At 45.4% G+C, this 2,410-nt stretch carries 3 protein-coding genes and 1 pseudogene; 3 read left to right on the forward strand and 1 reads right to left on the reverse strand.

What is annotated here, in order from left to right; all coding sequences use genetic code 11:
• From DD606_RS26585 to DD606_RS24600, 3 genes and pseudogenes are all read left to right on the forward strand, one after another.
• Positions 1-71, forward strand: a 71-nt coding sequence (locus tag DD606_RS26585) for a hypothetical protein (RefSeq protein WP_223349232.1), incomplete at its 5' end; no start/stop codon positions are given.
• Between the two features lie 188 nt (positions 72-259).
• Positions 260-1,879 carry an MCR-9 family phosphoethanolamine--lipid A transferase gene (locus tag DD606_RS24595; protein ID WP_129259382.1) on the forward strand — a complete coding sequence of 540 codons (1,620 nt, stop codon included), beginning with the start codon at positions 260-262 and terminating at the stop codon, positions 1,877-1,879.
• A 76-nt stretch (positions 1,880-1,955) separates the two neighbouring features.
• Positions 1,956-2,282: pseudogene (locus DD606_RS24600) on the forward strand (WbuC family cupin fold metalloprotein); the annotation flags it as partial.
• A 16-nt stretch (positions 2,283-2,298) separates the two neighbouring features.
• Here DD606_RS24600 and DD606_RS24605 read toward each other — a convergent pair.
• The coding region (locus DD606_RS24605) for an IS1 family transposase (protein ID WP_001691633.1) at positions 2,299-2,410 on the reverse strand (112 nt) is incomplete at its 5' end.

The following is a 2,410-nucleotide window of genomic DNA, read 5'->3' on the forward strand; positions in this document are numbered from 1 at the left end:
CTATGGCCCTGGTACGAGCGCTGAACAAAATGACGAAAGCAGGTATGCCTGAAAGCGTGCGTATTGCCTGAAAACACAACCCGCTACGGGGGAGACTTACCCGAAATCTGATTTATTCAACAAAGCCTCGTTAAGGTTAACCTAAGATTTCAGAATGATAATCTCTGCTTTGCAGCGAATAAGGCAATCATAATATTAGATTGAATTGTTGTAATTATCATCAATGTTTTTACTGGTTTACTATTTTCCGGAGGTGTTAATGCCTGTACTTTTCAGGGTGAAAGTTATTCCGCTGGTTTTACTTCTGGCAATGATCTTTGCGTTTTTACTTAACTGGCCAATATTGCTGCATTTTTACGAGATTTTGTCGCATTTAGAGCATGTCAAAATTGGTTTTGTCATTTCTATTCCCTTTGTTCTGGTTGCGGCGCTTAACGTTGTTTTTATGCCTTTCTCAGTTCGTTTTCTGCTGAAACCTTTCTTTGCTTTACTGTTTATCACTGGCTCACTGGTCAGTTATTCGACACTAAAATATAAAGTAATGTTTGATCAAACGATGATTCAAAACATTATTGAAACTAACCCCCAGGAAGCGCATTCCTATCTTAATGGCTCAATTATTATATGGTTCGTCTTTACCGGTATCCTTCCTGCCATCCTCCTTTTTTCAATAAAAATTCAATATCCTGAAAAATGGTATAAAGGCATTGCTTACCGTTTGCTCTCCGTGCTGGCATCGTTGAGTTTGATTGCAGGTGTTGCCGCACTTTATTATCAGGATTATGCCTCTGTCGGCCGCAATAACTCGACATTGAATAAAGAGATCATCCCGGCGAACTACGCTTACAGCACTTTCCAGTATGTTAAGGATACGTACTTTACGACTAAAGTGCCTTTCCAGACGCTGGGGAATGATGCTAAACGCGTCGTCGCTCACGAAAAACCCACGCTGATGTTCCTGGTGATTGGCGAAACGGCACGCAGCCAGAATTTCTCGATGAACGGTTATTCGCGTGATACCAATGCCTTTACCAGCAAATCCGGCGGCGTTATTTCGTTTAAAAATATGCATTCCTGCGGTACCGCTACCGCAATATCCGTTCCGTGCATGTTCTCGAATATGAATCGCACCGAGTACGACAGTAAAAAAGCATCTAACAGTGAAAATTTCCTCGACATCGTGCAGAAAACCGGTGTCTCGCTGTTATGGAAAGAGAACGATGGCGGTTGTAAAGGCGTATGTAGCCGCATCCCGACTGTCGAAATTAAGCCTAGTGATAACCCGAAACTGTGCGATGGCAAAACGTGCCATGACGAGGTGATGCTGGAAAACCTTGATGATGAAATCGCCAAAATGCCAGGTGATAAGCTTGTCGCCTTCCATATCATTGGCAGCCATGGACCGACTTATTACCTGCGTTATCCGGCTGAGCATCGCCACTTCATGCCCGAATGTGCACGTAGCGATATCGAAAACTGTACTCAGGAACAATTGGTCAACACCTACGACAACACCCTTCGTTATACAGACTATGTATTAGCTGAGATGATTGAAAAGCTAAAAAATTACAGCGATCAGTACAACACCGTGCTGCTTTATGTGTCCGATCATGGTGAATCATTGGGCGAAAGCGGGCTATATCTGCACGGCACGCCGTACAAACTGGCACCGGATCAGCAGACGCATATTCCGATGCTGGTCTGGATGTCACCGGGCTTTATCGCCGGGAAACACATCAACATGTCTTGCCTTGAAAATAATGCGGCGAAAAAATCATATTCCCACGACAACCTGTTCTCATCGATTTTGGGGCTGTGGGACGTAAGCACCAGCGTCTATAATCCTGACCGCGATTTGTTCCGCGAATGCCGTGGCTAATCGATTGTTAGTATAACAAAAAGCCTTACGGCAACCTGGTTGCCGTAAGCTGCAAGAATGCAATAAGGCTTATAATATGAAACAACTTACTTTCAACGACCTACGCAAGCAAAGCGCACAAGCCGCAAATTCCCCCCGCTTACGTGCCCATCATAATTTCCACCCTGAATTGAGCGACCCGGTGCAGCGTCTGGCTATTGCTATGGAACCGGGAACTTATGTTCGCCCTCATCGCCACCCGCATACTTTTGAACTGCTGACATCCCTTACCGGTCGCTTTTTGGTATTGAACTTTGATGACCTGGGTAACCTGACCCAGCGCGTCGTGTTAGGTGAGGACTGTAAAGTGCTGGAGATGGATGCAGGCACCTGGCATACCGTATTGTCACTGGATGAAGGCGGCGGGTAATGACTCCAACTTATTGATAGTGTTTTATGTTCAGATAATGCCCGATGACTTTGTCATGCAGCTCCACCGATTTTGAGAACGACAGCGACTTCCGTCCCAGCCGTGCCAGGTGCTGCCTCAGA

The organism is Enterobacter cloacae complex sp. GF14B, assembly GCF_004136805.1.
Taxonomy (GTDB): domain Bacteria; phylum Pseudomonadota; class Gammaproteobacteria; order Enterobacterales; family Enterobacteriaceae; genus Enterobacter; species Enterobacter hormaechei_C.